Here is a 14,752-nt window from a genome sequence, read left to right on the forward strand (position 1 = left end):
CATGGAACCGATCAAGATTGCCTTCGACCCCAGCAGCCTGGTACTGATCAACCTCATCGTCGCCCTGATGATGTTCGGCGTTTCCCTGGATCTGTGCGCCGAGGATTTTCGCCGCATCGTGCGCTCGCCCAAGGCGCCGGTCATCGGCCTGTTAGCGCAGTTCCTGCTGCTACCGGCAATGACCTGCCTGGCCTGTTGGCTGCTGCGCATCCCGCCGGAGCTGGCACTGGGCATGATACTGGTCGCGGCCTGCCCTGGCGGCAGCTTCTCCAACATCATGACTTGGATGGCCCGCGGCAACGTGGCGATTTCGGTGAGCATGACCGCAGTGTCCAGCCTTGCTGCCAGCGTGCTGACACCGTTCAATTTTGCCCTCTACTCCTGGCTGAACCCCTATACCCGACCGCTGCTGACTGAAATCGATATCGACCCGCTGGGCCTGCTGCTGTTGGTGGTACTGGTGCTCGGCGTGCCGCTGGTCGTCGGCATGGCAATCGGCAGACGCTTCCCGCTGCTGGCCCTGCGTGTGGAAAAACCACTGCGCCTGTTCAGCCTGTGCGTGATGCTGGGGTTCGTCGCCCTGGCCTTCAGCCGTAACCTGGATCAGTTCGTCAGCCACTTCCACCTGTTCTTCTGGCTGGTGGTGGGGCACAACCTGCTGGCGTTGTTGATTGGCTACTTCAGTGCACGCCTGGCCGGCCTCAACGAAGCGGATCAACGTGCGGTGACTCTGGAAACCGGCATCCAGAATTCGGCACTGGGGCTAGTGATCATCTTCACCTTCTTTCCGCAGGCCGGCGGCATGCTGCTGATAGCCGCGTTCTGGGGCTGCTGGCATTTGGTATCGGGGCTGAGCCTGGCCTGGTTCTGGTCACGCCGCCCACCCGCGCCTGCACAGACACAGGCACCTGCCGCCCAGCCCGGAGAAGCCTGATGCGTGTCACCCTGATCACCGGGGCCGCCAGCGGCCTCGGCTGGCAACTGGCGCGCGCCTGTCATGCCCGTGGCGACGCACTGCTGCTCACCGATATCGATGCGCCCGGCCTGGCTCCACGCCTGGCCGAACTGGGCGATGCCCGTACCCATGGTCTCGCTGGCGATATCACCGATCCAGACCTGCACAGGCAGCTTGTCGAGGCCTGCCAGGCGCGCTTCGGCCGCCTCGACCTGCTGATCAACAACGCCGGCATCACCCATCGATCACCGACCGTAGCAACCACCCCGGCGGTCTTTCGCAAGGTCATGGCGGTGGATTACCACGCACCCCTGGAGCTGACCCTGGCAGCCCTGCCACTGCTGCGCGAGAGCCGCGGCCAGGTGGTCGCCGTCGGCTCCATGGCCGGCTGGATGCCGCTGCTCGGCCGCGCCGGTTATTGCGCGGCGAAAAGCGCACTGAGCCAGGCCTTCGAAGTGCTGCGGGCGGAAATCAGCCGTGACGGCATTGGTCTGCTGATGGTCTATCCGAGCTTTCTCGATACGCCTATCGACCGCAACGCACTGGGTGGCGACGGCCAACCCGCTGACCATGCACGCTCGACCATCGGCAAGATCCGTGGCGCCGACTGGATGGCGCACCTGATCCTCGATGCGCTCGATCGTCGTCGCGAACGACTGTTTCCGGATCGCGGCAGTTGGCTGGCCAGTCTGCTATGGCGCCTGGCACCCGGTCTGTATTACCGCAAGATGAGCCAGCGCTTCGCCGGGGAGATGAGCTGATGGCGCTGGCTCCCTATGCGCTCGGCGCCTTTATCCTGCTGGCCTACACCCTTGAGGCCATCACCGGTTTCGGCAGCGTGGTCATCGCCCTGTCGCTCGGTGCATTGCTGCTACCCATCGATCAGCTGTTGCCGATTCTGGTACCGCTGAACATCTGCATGACCGGCTATCTGGTGCACCGCCACTGGAGACTGATCGACCGTCGCCTGCTGCTCGGCACTCTGCTGCCCGGCATGGTCGTCGGCACCCTGCTCGGCTACTGGCTGCTGGCGTATCTGGACACCCAGATACTGAAGGTCGCTTTCGGCGCACTCATCGTCTGGTTTGCCGGCCGTGAACTGTGGCGCCTGCGCCAGAACCATGCGCTGACGGTACGCCCAACCTGGCTGACTCGCTGCATTACCCTGGCCGCAGGACTCAGTCATGGCCTGTTCGCCTCGGGCGGCCCGCTGCTGGTCTATGGCCTGGCCGGCACTCATCTGGACAAGGCACGGTTGCGCGCCACCCTGGTAACCGTCTGGTTCACCCTCAACAGCCTGCTCACTATCGCCTTTCTGCTCGACGGCCGTCTGCTGCCAGCGCTACCGCAGGTTCTCAGCTACGCCCCGCTCCTGCTGCTTGGCATATGGCTGGGCGAACGCCTGCACCGACGCGTCGACGAGCGTCATTTCCGCATTGCCATCTACATCCTGCTGCTGGTCACCGGCATCCTGCTGCTGGCGCCCTGGAGATTGCCATGAGCTACGACATCATCATCAACAACGGCCTGTACTTCGACGGCACCGGCGCCCCCGGCACGGTGCGCCATATCGGCATCAAGGACGGCAAGGTCGATACGCTCAGCCTCAGCCCGCTGGATGAGCGCGATTGCCCGCACGTGATCGATGCTGGCGGCAAATGGATCACCCCCGGTTTTCTGGAAATTCACTCGCACTACGACGCCGAAGTGATCGCCGCGCCGGCGCTGAAAGAATCGGTGCGCCACGGCGTCACCAGCGTGACCATCGGCTCCTGCTCGATCAGCATGGTGCTGGCCGATGCCGAGGACTGCTCTGACCTGTTCACCCGCGTCGAAGCGGTACCGCGCGAGTACGTGCTGCCGATCCTGCAGGAGAAGAAAACCTGGCGTGACGCTGCCGGTTATCGCGCCTTTTATGACCAACTGCCACTGGGGCCGAACGTCAACTCCTTTCTCGGTCATTCCGAACTACGCGTGGCGGTGATGGGCCTGGAGCGCGCCACCAGCCGAGTGACGCCGAGCGAAGCCGAACTCGCCCGCATGCAGCAGTTGCTCGAAGAAGCGCTGGATGCCGGCTGCATCGGCCTGTCGGTGATGACCACCCGGCTGGACAAGATGGATGGCGACCGTGCCTGGTCCAGCCCGCTGCCCTCCACCTTCGCCAGTTGGAAGGAGTTCTCCCGCCTGTTCGCCGTGCTCCGCCGTCGTGGCGCCGTGCTGCAGGGAGCGCCCAACGCGGTGACCAAGGTCAACGTGTTCGCCTTCCTCTGGCAGGCCCATGGCTGGTTCAGGAAACCGCTCAAGTGCACCATGCTCACCGCCCTGGATCTCAAATCGCAGCCACTGCTGCATCGTTTCACGCGCCTATCCGGCTGGCTGGCGAACAAGGTGTTGCGCGGTCATTTCCGCTGGCAGACCCTGCCGGCGCCCTTCACCCTGCGCCTGGAAGGGCTCAACGTGAACGCTTTCGAGGAATTCGGCGCTGGCGAGATCCTGCGCAACATCAAGGATCCGGACGAGCTCTACGCCAAGGTCAAGGAGCCCGAGTTCCGCGCCCTGTTCAAGAAACAGGTCAAGGCGGTGCTGACCAAGGGCCTTTGGCACCGTGACTTCTCCGATTGCTGGGTAACCGAATGCCCGGATGCCAGCCTGGTCGGCAAGAACTTCAAGCAACTGGGCCAGGCCCGAGGCCTGGACGCGGTGGATGCCTATTTCGAACTGGCCTGCCAATACCGCGAGGCGCTGAAATGGACGACCTGCTACGGCAACCAGCGCGAAGCGATCATGCGCAAACTGCTGGCAAGCCCCTGGACACACCCCGGCTTCGCCGACTCCGGCGCGCACCTGCGCTCCATCGCCCAGTACAACTTCCCGCTGCGCTTTCTCAAATACGTACGGGACGCCGACCTGGCCGGCGAGTCGTTCATGGAGCTAGGCCAGGCCGTACGCCGTTGCAGCGGCGAGCTGGCGGACTTCATCGGTGTCGATGCCGGCTACCTGCGAGTCGGGGATCGCGCCGATCTGGTGCTGATCGACCCCACCGGCCTCGACGACACGCTGGACGAACTGCATGAAGCACCGATGGAGGTACTCGGCTTGGTGCGAGTGGTCAAACGCAACGATGCGGCGGTCGAACTGACCTTGATCAATGGCCGTATCGCCTACCGCCGTGGCCTGGAATATCCGGAAGATCTGGGCAAGGTACAGGGTTACGGGCGCTTCCTGCCTGCTCGCGATGTTCTGCCGCGGCAAGCGCCGGTACGCGACTTCGATCCGGCTCCTGCCTCGTAACTCGAGGCACTGCGATACCCGTACGGGTCTCAGGGCTTATCGGTTACCATGCGCCTCCGCCTGATCAACCGTTAGAGACACCGCATGTCGCACGCCTGGAGCCCCGATAGCTGGAGGGTAAAACCCATCCAGCAGCAGCCCGAATACCCTGACGCCACCCACCTCAGTCGTGTCGAGCAGACGCTGGCAGGCTACCCGCCGCTGGTGTTCGCTGGCGAGGCGCGCGAGCTGCGCCGTCAGTTCGCCGAGGTCACTCAGGGTCGCGCTTTCCTGCTGCAAGGTGGCGACTGCGCGGAAAGCTTCGCCGAATTTTCCGCCGCGAAAATCCGCGACACCTTCAAGGTGCTGCTGCAGATGGCCATCGTCATGACCTTTGCCGCCGGTTGCCCGGTGGTGAAAGTCGGGCGCATGGCCGGGCAGTTCGCCAAGCCACGCTCCTCCGGCGAGGAAACCATCGACGGCGTCACCCTGCCCGCCTATCGCGGCGACATCGTCAACGGCATCGGTTTCGACCTCGCCAGCCGCGTGCCCGACCCCGAGCGCCTGATGCAGGCCTATCACCAGGCCACCGCCAGTCTCAACCTGCTGCGCGCCTTTGCCCAGGGCGGTTTCGCCGACCTGCATCAGGTGCATCAGTGGAACCTGGATTTCATTGCCAACTCGGCGCTGGCAGAAAAGTACCACCAGCTCGCCGGGCGCATCGACGAAACCCTGGCCTTCATGCGCGCCGTGGGCATGGACAGCGCGCCGCAACTGCGGGAAACCAGCTTCTTCACTGCCCACGAAGCGCTGTTGCTGAACTACGAAGAGGCCTTCGTACGTCGCGACAGCCTTACCGGCCGCTGGTACGACTGCTCCGCGCACATGCTGTGGATTGGCGACCGCACCCGCCAACTGGACGGCGCCCATGTCGAATTCATGCGCGGCATCGAGAACCCCATCGGCGTGAAGGTCGGCCCGAGCATGGATCCGGACGAGCTGATCCGCCTGATCGATGCGCTCAACCCGGACAACGATCCGGGCCGCCTGAACCTGATCGTGCGTATGGGCGCGGACAAGGTCGAAGCGCACTTCCCGCGCCTGCTGCGCAAGGTGCAGAGCGAAGGCCGCCAGGTGCTGTGGAGCTCCGACCCGATGCACGGCAACACCATCAAGGCCAGCAGCGGCTACAAGACCCGTGATTTCGCGCAGATTCTCAGCGAAGTTCGCCAGTTCTTCGCCGTGCACCAGGCCGAAGGCACCTATGCCGGCGGTATTCATATCGAGATGACCGGGCAGAACGTCACCGAGTGCATTGGTGGCTCGCGTCCGATCACCGAGGACGGCCTCTCCGACCGCTATCACACGCACTGCGACCCACGCATGAATGCCGACCAATCCCTGGAGCTGGCTTTCATGATCGCCGAGACGCTGAAGCAGGTACGCCGCTGACGATTCGCGCCCTGGCCACTGGCCAGGGCGCGAACAAGCTCGCACTTCTTTTGTGCGTTATCCGGCATAATGCCGGCCCATCGCGAGCCCACCCAAATGGGCGCCAAACGACGTTCCCCAGCCGGAAAGGACTCGCGGCCAACACCTCCAACAAGGACGATGATCCATGCAACTGCGCACCACCCTCTCCGCTTTCGCCCTCTCCAGCGCCGTTCTGCTGACCGGCTGCCAGAACATGTCCCCTGACGCCATGCTGCAATCCGGCCTGATGGCCGTACAGGCCGCAACCCTCAGCGACGCCGAAGTGAAGAGCATGTCCGACCAGGCCTGCGCCGAAATGGACGCCGCGGCCAACGTCGCCGGTCCGAGCAGCCCGTACACCAAGCGCCTGGACAAGATCGCCAACAACCTTGGCCATCAGATCAACGGCACACCGATCAACTACAAGGTCTACCAGGCCGACGAAGTCAACGCCTGGGCCATGGCCAACGGCTGCGTACGCGTCTACAGCGGCCTGATGGATCTGATGACCGACAACGAAGTGGAAGGCGTGCTCGGCCACGAGATCGGCCACGTCGCCCTCGGCCACACCAAGAAGGCCATGCAGACCGCCTACGCCACCGCCGCCGCTCGCAACGCCGCCGCAGCATCGGGCAACGGCACCGTCGCCGCGCTGTCCGCCTCGCAGCTCGGTGAACTGGGCGAGCAGCTGGTCAACGCACAGTTCTCGCAAAGCCAGGAAACCTCTGCCGACAACTTCTCCTTCGACCTGCTGACCCAGCGCAACATTCCGCGTGAAGGCCTGGTCACCGCGTTCGAGAAGCTGGCCAAGCTGGGCGGCGGCGAGAGCAGCATGTTCTCCTCGCACCCGGGCTCCACGGATCGCGCCAACAACATGCGCACCCGCCTGGCCGCCAAGTAAGCACGACGCTCAGGGGCTGCCCGGCAGCCCCTGTTTCATTGGAAAACTGCCATGCCAGCCCTGCGTAAACACCTGATACCGCTATTGCTGATCCTGCCGTGCAGCAGCTGGGCCGACTACGACCAACGGTACCAGGCCTGCCTGGACGCCAGCGGGATGATCAACAACGCCAGCGTCGCTGGCTGCGCCGAGGGCGTATCGGAAGCGGTGAAGAAGGAGATGAATCGCGTCTACCAGCAGCTTTTCCTCAAGCTGCAGGAAAGCGCTCCGGAAGATGCCCGGCAACTGGAAGAGGCGCAGAAAGCCTGGCTGATCTACCGCAACGGCCAATGCGACCTGCAGGGCAAACATGTCGGCTCACCGATGTACTACACCTGCCCGATGCAGTTGAACATCCAGCGCGTCGATGAACTGAAATTTCTGTTGGATAACGGCGGTTAGCCAAGCAGCCCACGCAGACTGACACCCGGCGCCAGCCACACCTCATCCAGACCCAGCCAGTGCGCTAGCGCGCGCAGCGAGTCACCCAGTGCCAGGCGCGCCTCTTCGCTTAGCACCGCCTCCTCCAGATGCACGGCATGCACTGCCAGGCGACCGGCCGCCCGCTCGCTGCGCAAATCCACCCGCGCCAGCAAACGCTCGTGATGCAGGAATGGCAGCACGTAGTAGCCGTACACGCGCTTGGCCTGCGGGGTGTAGATCTCCAGTCGATAGCGAAAACCGAACAGCCGCTCGGTGCGCTCGCGCTCCCAGATCAAGGAGTCGAAAGGCGACAGCAGCGCGCTGTGGCGCACGCGCCGAGGGATGCGCGCCTCGCCCCGACAATAGGCCAACTGCCGCCAGCCCTGCACCGCAACGGGCAACAACTCGCCCGCTTCCACCAGCTCAGCGATACGAAGTTTGCTGTCGGAGGCATCCAGGCGATAGTAGTCGCGCAGATCCCTCTCGGTCGCCACACCCAGCGCATCGGCCGAACGCAGCAACAGGCGGCGCTGCGCTTCGTCTTCCTCGAGATCGGCGTGATTCAGATAATCAGCAGGAATGACCCGCTCCGGCAGGTCGTACAGCCGCTCGAAGCCGCGCCGCCCGGCAACCGTCACCTCGCCTGCCGCGAACAGCCATTCCAGCGCCGTCTTTTCCGAGCTCCAGTCCCACCAGGGTCCGGCCTTTTCGGTACGAGTGGAAAGACTGCCAGCGCCCAACGCGCCACGCTCGCGCACGGTTTGTAATACGCGGTCTATCGCATCGCGTCGCTCCACACCGAACTTCGCCAGTTGGCTGTAGATGCCCTGCCCATCCGCAGCCCGGCGCATACGCCAACGCAGCAGCGGGTAAAGCTCAAGCGGCAACAGTGACGCCTCATGCCCCCAGTACTCGAACAAACGCCGGCGCCGCGCGCGGCCCCAGGCCAGCTCATCGAGGTGTTCAGCCTGGTAATGGCCAAGGCGGGAAAACGCTGGCAGATAGTGCGAACGCACCAACGCGTTGACCGAGTCGATCTGCAGCACGCCAAGTCGCTCGATCTGTACCTGCAACTGCTTGTGGGCGATCGCCCCGCGCGGCGTACGCCCGAAGCCCTGTGCTACCAGGGCCAGACGGCGCGCTTCAGCGAGAGAAAGAGAGAGTGTCATGGCGACTCAGCCTATCAGGGGCACCTCTAAAAACGTAGGCGAGGCAGTCAGCGCAAGGCAAAAACAGGCGAAGAAGCGCAGTTTACGGATTGTAAATGAGCATTCTGAGCCTGTTTTTAACGCAGCGATGACAACGCAGGTAGTTTTTAGAGGTGACCTTAGGCCGGTGCCGCGAACGCATGACGAAAGGTAAAGGCCTGCACCGTCGCGCCATGCTCACGCAGATGCTCCAGGCGTTCGGCCGCTTCGACCACGCCAGGTTGGTGCCCGGCCGGCACCCACCACAACACCTGATGCGCCTGCTCGACACGCTCGAACCATTCGCGGCGCCGCTTGAGCATCTCGGTGTGCGCGGACTTGTAAACGTAGTCGCTGAGCGACTGCACATCCTCCCAGACCGACATGTTGACCAGCACCTCGTCACCGAACGGGCGGATCGTCGTGGCATCGCCTGCTTCGTCCTGCAGGCGCCAGACATAACCTGGCGAACCTTCGGCCAGCGCATTGATGCGCTCCAGATTGGCGACGAAATCGGCCATCTCCGGCGACTCCAGCGGCGCTTTCATCCAGGCGATATTCAGTTGGGCCAAATGATAGGCGGACAATTTCCAGCCTCCTTGCAGGCGAATACTCAGGGTTGTTGCGGCAAGCCGCGCCAGTCAGCCAGACGCCGACGCAGCCAAGCCTCGCTGCTGACCAGGGTGATCCCGGACAGCACCAGCGCGGCACCAATGATGAAACTCAACGTCAGCGGCTCGTCCAGCACTAGCACGCCGAAGCTGACGCCAAACAGCGGCGTCATGAACGAGAACACCGCCATGTTCGAGGCCAGGTAGCGGCGCAATAGCCAGAACCAGGCCAGATAGCTGAAGAACGACACCACTACGCCCTGCAGCAGGATGCTGGCAATGGCCACCGGGCTCCAACGCAACTGGCCGAGGTCGACTACCGCCAAGGCGTAAGCAAGCAGCAGCACGAACGCCACAGTCAGTTGATAGAACAGTGTCAGCCCGGCCGGCGCTTCCGACAGGCGTGAGCCACGCACCACCACCGTGGTAGCGCCCCAGGCCATACCCGCACACAGACCCAGCGCATCGCCGAGCAGCATGCTGAGGTCAACCTCGGCCCAGTTGCCACCGACGCCAAATGCCATCACCACCCCGCCGAAACACAAGCCGATACCCAGCCATTGCAGGCGGCGCAGGCGCTCACTGGGCAACATGAAGTGCAGCCCAAGCGCCGAGAAGATCGGTGCGGTGTAGAGGAATACCGCCATATGCGAAGCCGTGGTGTAACGCAGGCCAAGGGCGATGAAGAAGAACTCCAGCGCGAACAACACGCCTGCCAGCAATCCGGCCAGCCATGTCGAGCTGACCCATTCACGCCATCCGCGCTGCCACAGCAGCAGCAAGCCAACCAGCACAGCGGCGATGCCGGAGCGCAAGGCCACCTGCAGCATGGGCGCAATATCGTCCGCGGCCAGCTTGATCGCCACCTGCTGACTGCCCCAGATGGCGCATAACAGCATCATCAGCTGGAACAGGAAAAAATCGGCGCCCTTGCGTACCGCGGTCATTCAACAACTCCAGTCATTGTCACTCACTTACTCAACGGATCATCCCAGAACGGCCGCTCGGCCTCTTGCAACACATCGGCACGGGACAGACCCAGATCCTTCAACGCCGCACCATCCAGTCGCGCCAATTGTCCACGCTCGCGTGCCAGCTGACGCCAGCGCCGCAGCATACGCCACACGCCAGCCAATGACGGCAGACGTTCGAAATGGATAGCCTGAACCAACGCATAACCTTTCTGACCTTTCATCTCGATGCCCTCCCTGTGGGGTTGGCATCAGTGTCATGTCGCGCTTAAGATCAATCCAACGAATGTTTCTTATGGAATCCATCTCGAGGATTGATGAATGGCCTTCCACCCCAGTATTGATACCGAATTGCTGCGCAGCTTCGTTGCCATTGCCGACACCGGTGGTTTCACCCGCGCCGCGGAAACAGTCAATCGCACCCAATCGGCCGTGAGCATGCAGATGAAACGGCTGGAGGAAGACGTGGTGCAACGCGCACTGTTCGAACGTGACGGCCGCCAGGTGCGACTGACGCCCGAAGGCCAGGTGCTGCTGGGTTATGCGCGGCGCATTCTCAAGCTGCACGGCGAAGTGCTCAATACCCTGCGCGAGCCACATATGGTCGGCGCCGTGCGTATCGGCACGCCGGATGACTACGTGATGCGCTTTCTACCGGAGATTCTCTCGCGCTTCGCCCAGGCCTATCCGCTGGTGCAGGTGGAGGTGCATTGCGAACCATCGGGCCAACTGCTGCTGCGCCAGGATCTGGATCTGACCATCGTCACCCGTCAGCCTGGCAAGGAGATCGGCCAACTGCTGCGCCAGGAACGCTTCGCCTGGGCCGTGGCTCAGGGCTTCTGCCCGCACGAGCAGAACCCCATGCCGCTGGCCATGTTCAACGCCGATTGTTTCTGCCGGGAATGGGCCTGCAACGCACTGGATGCGATGGGCCGCCCCTACCGTATCGCCTACACCAGCCCCAGCCTGTCGGCACTGTTCGCCGTGGTGCGCGCCGGCTTGGCCGTCACCGCACAGCTGCAAAGTCTGATCACCCCGGATCTGCGCATCCTCGGTGAAGCCGAAGGCCTGCCCCTGCTGCCACTGACCAGCATCGTGCTGCTGCGTAACGAGAGCAGCCAGTCCCCTGTCACCGAGTGCCTGGCCGATCATATCGTCGAAGGTTTTCGTCTATAGACCGCCGGATTCCAACCCCAGCAGCAACGCACAAACCAGCAGGAAACCGCAGAACAGACTGCGCAGCAGGCGCTCCGGCAGCGAATGCGCCAGACGCACCCCCCAACTGATACTGAGCAGGCCGCCAATAGCCAGCGGCACGCCCATCCACCAGTTGACGTGATCGTGCAGCGCGTAGGTAAACAACGTAATCCCGGTGCTGGGCAGCGCCAGAGAGAGTGACAGCCCCTGTGCCACCACCTGGGTGGTGCCGAACACACTGGTCAGCACCGGCGTCGCCACTACCGCGCCGCCGACGCCAAACAAGCCCCCCATCGCGCCGGACACCCCGCCCAGCGCCCCCAGCCAACCCCAGTGATGACGTAGCGTGCCGCTGGCCGGCGCCTGGGCCATCAACATGCGCAACAGGTTGTAGGTCACCAGCGCCAGCAGGAAACCAACGAAGGCCCAGCGCATGGTGCGCGAGTCCAGTTCCACCGCGTACAACGATGCCAGCCAGGCGCAGAAGAAGCTGCTCACGCCGAGCAGCAAAGCATGTCGGGGGTCGATACGATTGCGCTGATGGTAACGCCACAGCGCCAGCATCACGTTCGGCACCACCATGACCAGAGCGGTGCCCTGCGCCAATTGCTGATCCAGGCCGAACAACACACCCAGCACCGGAATGGCGATCAGCCCACCGCCAATCCCGAACAGCCCGCCCAGGGTTCCCAGGCTCAGACCGAGCAACAGATTCAGAAACAGATCGAACAGATTCATGGCACCTCCAGACAGTGGGCGCATGTTAATCAGTCGCGGCTAGCGCGGAAACGCACAGCAACGCACAATGGCTTTGCTGATTACGCATAAGCAGGTAACCATGAACCCCGATGCTCTGACCAACCAGTTGGAACTCTTCCTCGACGTGCTGGAAACCGGCAGTTTCTCCGCAGCTGCCAGGCGCCATCCACTCACACCCTCGGCGGTTGCGCGGCGCATCGACGCATTGGAACGCGCATTGGGGAGCGTACTGTTCAGCCGCAACACTCATGCCGTGCGCGTCACTCCGGCAGGCTTGGCGTTTGCCGAACGCGCCAGACGCATCCTCGCCGAACTGCATCTGGCACGTGCCGAGGCGGTATCGCTGAGCAGCGCACCGGAAGGACTAATCCGCATCGACGCGCCCTCGCCTTTCGGTCGACGCCATCTGGCACCGGCGATTGCCGAGTTTCTCGGCGCCAATCCGGGCCTGGACGTGCAATTGCGCCTGATCGACAGCTTCATCGACCTGCAAGGCGAGCACCTCGGTGAAGTGGATATCGTCGTACGCATCGGCCCGCTGCCGGACAGCCGCCTGGTCGCCACGCCGCTGGCGTCGATGACCCGCATCGTCTGCGCCAGCCCGGACTACCTGCGCCGCCGCGGCATCCCGCGCAGCCCGCTGGAGCTGGAACAGCACGACGGCCTCGACTGGGACAGCCTGGCACCGCCCTACGCCTGGCGCTTCGAAGTCGACGGCAAGCTGCAGCAGTGCAAACCCAAACGCCTGCGCCAGACCAGCAACAACGCCGAAACCCTGCTGTTCAGCGCCCTTGCCGGCCTCGGCGTGGCTCACCTGCCCACCTGGATGAGCAGCGAGCACTTGCAGCGTGGCGAGCTGATCCCGCTGTTCTGCGAACAGGGGCTGCCAGCCGCCGAGCCGGTTAGCATCTACGCCTTGCGTCTGGAGCGCGAAGCCAGCCCGCGCACGCGCCTGCTGCTGAGTTTCCTCAAGCAGCGCTTCGGCTTTCCGCCACCCTGGGATCAGGCACTACAGGCAAGCCTGGCCACCCAGCCATGACGGCTGAGTGCCCCGTGTATTGAGCACGGGCTTTCTCCATGGCTGACCCCACCGATCCGCATATCACGTAGGAGCGGCTTCAGCCGCGAGCTCGCCGTGGGAAAACTCCCTAGAGCCCCTGAGTCAGGCATAAAAAACCCGGCACCAAGGCCGGGTTTTTCGTGACGCTCAAGCTTAGGCTTGCGGCGCCTGGGTGCGGCCCTTGTAGGAACCGTCACGGGTGTCGATCTCGATCCAGTCGTCGATATCGACGAACTCGGCGACCTTGATCTCGGTACCGTTGCGCAGCTTGGCAGGCTTCATCACCTTACCGGAGGTATCACCACGAGCAGCGTTCTCGGTGTAGACAACCTGACGCACGATGGTGGTCGGCAGGTCAACGGAGATCACTTTGCCTTCGAAGAACACGGCTTCGCAGACGTCGCTCATGCCTTCTTCGATGAACGGCAGAACGCTTTCCAGATCTTCGGCACGCAGTTCGTAGGAGTTGTACTCCGGATCCATGAACACGTAGTCCTCACCGCTGATGTAGGACAGGTTCACTTCCTTGCGCTCGAGAATCACCGGCTCCATCTTGTCGTCGGCTTTGTAGACGGTCTCGGTCTTGGAGCCGTTGAGCAGATTCTTCAGCTTCATCTTGACGATGGCGCTGTTACGGCCGGACTTGGTGAACTCGGCCTTCTGGATCAGCCACGGCTGGCCATCGATCAGGGCCACGCTGTTGACTCTCATTTCTTGTGCAGTTTTCATGCGGATATCCGAAATATGCGGGAGGTACAGAAATCTAGGCCGCGTATGATAGCCAATTTCGGTAAAACTGTTCCAGCGCCGTGGCAAGATCTACCCGAGCGGCCTGCTGATCGCACCACTGCTCGGCATGCCGTTGCAGTACCGGCCAAGTGTCGAGAAGCGCGGGCCAGGCCGTTTCCATCCCTTCGCCTGCATTCCACGCCCGCCACAACCCGGCCTGCGCGGCAGCTGCTTCCGGCATCAAACCGACGTTATAAAGCGCCATAAAAGCATCGAGCTTGTCCCAATGCGCGCCCTCTTCCTGCGGATAGATATGCCAGAGCAGCGGCCGCCCCGCCCATTGCGCACGAATGAACGAGTCCTCGCCACGTACCGCATTGAGGTCACAGCACCACAGCAGGCGGTCATAATCATCCTGCGCAACGAAAGGCAGCACATGGATCTGCAGATTGCCGCGCCGACGGTTGTCACCAGGCGCCAGTTGCGTCTCACCAAGCCAGGCTTGCAAGTCCGCCAGAATCTTGCCCTGCGGCACCAACAATTGAGTTGGCTGCAAGTCAGCTGCCAGCGCATCGAGCCATTTCGCCAACCCCGGATTCTCGTAAGCGAACAAGGAAATCAGCCGCGCGCCTGCCTCACGCACAACGCCGAATGACTGCAGAAAAGCCTGCTGTGCCTGTTCGTCGCCCTGAAACGCATCACGTCGCGGCAACAGGTCAGCCTCACGCAGCAATCCGCCAGTACCCTCCACGAAACCAGGGAAAAAGAAGAATTTCTGTAACCCGCCCGACTGCGGCGATGGCAAGCCATGGCAGCCCGCGACCCAATCCTCGGCGCTGAGGTACTCCAGATTCAGCCAGAGGCGCCGGGTGCCACTGGCGGTCATCGCCGCGACATATGAAGACGGTAACTGGCAGGCGAAGGCCTCGATCACCACCTCGGCCGGCTCCACTATGGGGAACGGCTCCGCCCAGCGGCGGACTTCGACACCACGCCAGTGCTGGCACTCAGCATCACTACTGGCCGCTGGACACAAGCGCACGAAGGAAGCCAAATCATCGACCCACAGACGCACCGAATGACCCTGCTCGGCCGCCAGTTGCCGTGCAAGCCTCCAGGTCACGCCAATATCGCCGTAGTTGTCCACTACGCTGCAGAAGATGTCCCACCTGGCCAC

The 14,752-nt window shown here is 63.0% G+C and carries 16 protein-coding genes; 9 read left to right on the forward strand and 7 right to left on the reverse strand.

Annotated features, from left to right (window positions below; translation table 11 throughout):
- The first annotated feature begins 1 nt into the window (after position 1).
- From HS968_RS14145 to HS968_RS14175, 7 genes are all read left to right on the forward strand, one after another.
- The gene (locus HS968_RS14145; protein ID WP_182366565.1) at positions 2-934 is read left to right on the forward strand and encodes a bile acid:sodium symporter family protein; all 933 of its coding nucleotides are present in this window, start codon (positions 2-4) and stop codon (positions 932-934) included.
- Positions 934-1,716, forward strand: a complete 783-nt coding sequence (locus HS968_RS14150; RefSeq protein ID WP_182366567.1) for an SDR family NAD(P)-dependent oxidoreductase — start codon at positions 934-936, stop codon at positions 1,714-1,716. The genes HS968_RS14145 and HS968_RS14150 overlap by 1 nt, the downstream gene beginning before the upstream one ends.
- Positions 1,716-2,456 (forward strand): sulfite exporter TauE/SafE family protein, encoded by a 741-nt coding sequence (locus HS968_RS14155; protein WP_179624828.1) that lies wholly within the window; start codon positions 1,716-1,718, stop codon positions 2,454-2,456. The genes HS968_RS14150 and HS968_RS14155 overlap by 1 nt, the downstream gene beginning before the upstream one ends.
- Complete coding sequence (locus HS968_RS14160) at positions 2,453-4,246, forward strand: N-acyl-D-amino-acid deacylase family protein (protein ID WP_182366569.1); 1,794 nt, start codon at positions 2,453-2,455, stop codon at positions 4,244-4,246. Before HS968_RS14155 ends, HS968_RS14160 begins: the two co-directional genes overlap by 4 nt.
- Before the next feature lie 84 nt (positions 4,247-4,330).
- Entirely contained in the window at positions 4,331-5,677 is a 1,347-nt protein-coding gene (locus HS968_RS14165) for a class II 3-deoxy-7-phosphoheptulonate synthase (protein ID WP_182366571.1), read from the forward strand.
- Positions 5,678-5,843: 166 nt separating this feature from the next.
- Positions 5,844-6,599, forward strand: coding sequence for a metalloprotease LoiP (loiP, locus tag HS968_RS14170; RefSeq protein ID WP_182366572.1), 756 nt, complete (start codon positions 5,844-5,846; stop codon positions 6,597-6,599).
- A gap of 51 nt (positions 6,600-6,650) precedes the next feature.
- Positions 6,651-7,040: a lysozyme inhibitor LprI family protein gene (locus tag HS968_RS14175; protein WP_182366574.1), complete on the forward strand. Its 390-nt coding sequence runs from the start codon at positions 6,651-6,653 to the stop codon at positions 7,038-7,040.
- Here the strand turns inward: HS968_RS14175 and HS968_RS14180 are convergent.
- The 4 genes from HS968_RS14180 to HS968_RS14195 all read right to left on the reverse strand — a co-directional run bounded on the left by HS968_RS14180 (position 7,037) and on the right by HS968_RS14195 (position 10,054).
- The gene (locus HS968_RS14180) at positions 7,037-8,230 is read right to left on the reverse strand and encodes a winged helix-turn-helix domain-containing protein (protein ID WP_182366576.1); all 1,194 of its coding nucleotides are present in this window, start codon (positions 8,228-8,230) and stop codon (positions 7,037-7,039) included. The genes HS968_RS14175 and HS968_RS14180 overlap by 4 nt on opposite strands.
- A 158-nt stretch (positions 8,231-8,388) precedes the next feature.
- Positions 8,389-8,835, reverse strand: a complete 447-nt coding sequence (locus HS968_RS14185) for a DUF3291 domain-containing protein (protein ID WP_182366578.1) — start codon at positions 8,833-8,835, stop codon at positions 8,389-8,391.
- Between the two features lie 26 nt (positions 8,836-8,861).
- Positions 8,862-9,806, reverse strand: coding sequence for a DMT family transporter (locus tag HS968_RS14190; protein ID WP_182366580.1), 945 nt, complete (start codon positions 9,804-9,806; stop codon positions 8,862-8,864).
- A gap of 23 nt (positions 9,807-9,829) precedes the next feature.
- A complete protein-coding gene (locus HS968_RS14195; RefSeq protein WP_119691465.1) occupies positions 9,830-10,054 on the reverse strand; it encodes a DUF1127 domain-containing protein in 225 nt (74 codons plus the stop codon).
- A 97-nt stretch (positions 10,055-10,151) separates the two neighbouring features.
- Here HS968_RS14195 and HS968_RS14200 point away from each other — a divergent pair, with 97 nt between their 5' ends.
- Positions 10,152-11,006 (forward strand): LysR substrate-binding domain-containing protein, encoded by an 855-nt coding sequence (locus tag HS968_RS14200; protein WP_106740741.1) that lies wholly within the window; start codon positions 10,152-10,154, stop codon positions 11,004-11,006.
- On the opposite strand, the gene HS968_RS14205 is transcribed toward HS968_RS14200, so the two are convergent.
- On the reverse strand, positions 11,001-11,765 hold the full coding sequence (locus tag HS968_RS14205) for a sulfite exporter TauE/SafE family protein (RefSeq protein WP_182366582.1): 765 nt from the start codon (positions 11,763-11,765) through the stop codon (positions 11,001-11,003). The genes HS968_RS14200 and HS968_RS14205 overlap by 6 nt on opposite strands.
- Before the next feature lie 100 nt (positions 11,766-11,865).
- On the opposite strand from HS968_RS14205, the gene HS968_RS14210 reads away from it, so the two are divergent.
- Complete coding sequence (locus HS968_RS14210) at positions 11,866-12,825, forward strand: LysR family transcriptional regulator (RefSeq protein ID WP_182366584.1); 960 nt, start codon at positions 11,866-11,868, stop codon at positions 12,823-12,825.
- Positions 12,826-12,999: 174 nt separating this feature from the next.
- Here HS968_RS14210 and efp read toward each other — a convergent pair whose 3' ends face one another.
- Both efp and earP read right to left on the reverse strand, forming a co-directional pair.
- Entirely contained in the window at positions 13,000-13,575 is a 576-nt protein-coding gene (gene efp, locus HS968_RS14215; RefSeq protein ID WP_119691468.1) for an elongation factor P, read from the reverse strand.
- 34 nt (positions 13,576-13,609) lie between these two features.
- Complete coding sequence (gene earP / locus HS968_RS14220; RefSeq protein WP_182366586.1) at positions 13,610-14,752, reverse strand: elongation factor P maturation arginine rhamnosyltransferase EarP; 1,143 nt, start codon at positions 14,750-14,752, stop codon at positions 13,610-13,612.

Origin of the sequence: Pseudomonas berkeleyensis (genome assembly GCF_014109765.1) — a bacterium.
GTDB lineage: Bacteria > Pseudomonadota > Gammaproteobacteria > Pseudomonadales > Pseudomonadaceae > Aquipseudomonas > Aquipseudomonas berkeleyensis.